The organism is Mesorhizobium waimense (genome assembly GCF_003601975.1).
GTDB classification, from domain to species: domain Bacteria; phylum Pseudomonadota; class Alphaproteobacteria; order Rhizobiales; family Rhizobiaceae; genus Mesorhizobium; species Mesorhizobium waimense.
Genome location: NZ_QZWZ01000264.1, coordinates 1 through 363, shown reverse-complemented (window position 1 = coordinate 363; position 363 = coordinate 1). Strand labels below are relative to the sequence as shown.

Sequence of the window (363 nt, the reverse complement as noted above, 5' to 3'; positions counted from 1 at the left end):
CGAGATCCTTATCCATTTCCAGCCCAAGGGCCTCGTCCTTCTGCCGCGTCCACCTTTCAGGGCCGCCGCTGTCCTCTGGCGGGCAATTGCCGTCACCGCCGATGCAGCAGGGATAATGCGTTTCTGGGTAAGCGGTTAGCTGACGGCGTCTGGTTTGAAGTTTCAGGGCATGAGCATTTCGATTTTGGCTGCGGGCCAGCGCTGAGCGATGCGCATCAAGGTCTGGGAGAGCCAGTCGAGTGGGTCGACGCCATTCATTTTACAGGTTTGCAGAAGTGTCGCGACGGTCGCCCAAGTGCGTCCACCGCCCTCGCTTCCAGCGAAGAGACTATTTTTTCTCGTAATTGTCTGGGGCCTGATTGC

At 58.1% G+C, this 363-nt stretch carries 2 protein-coding genes; both read right to left on the bottom strand.

What is annotated here, in order from left to right:
• Nucleotides 1-166, bottom strand: a 166-nt coding sequence (locus D3227_RS44230; protein ID WP_425374606.1) for an IS1096 element passenger TnpR family protein, incomplete at its 3' end; no start/stop codon positions are given.
• Nucleotides 163-363, bottom strand: a 201-nt coding sequence (locus D3227_RS40950) for a transposase domain-containing protein (RefSeq protein WP_147377862.1), incomplete at its 5' end; no start/stop codon positions are given. The genes D3227_RS44230 and D3227_RS40950, both read right to left, overlap by 4 nt.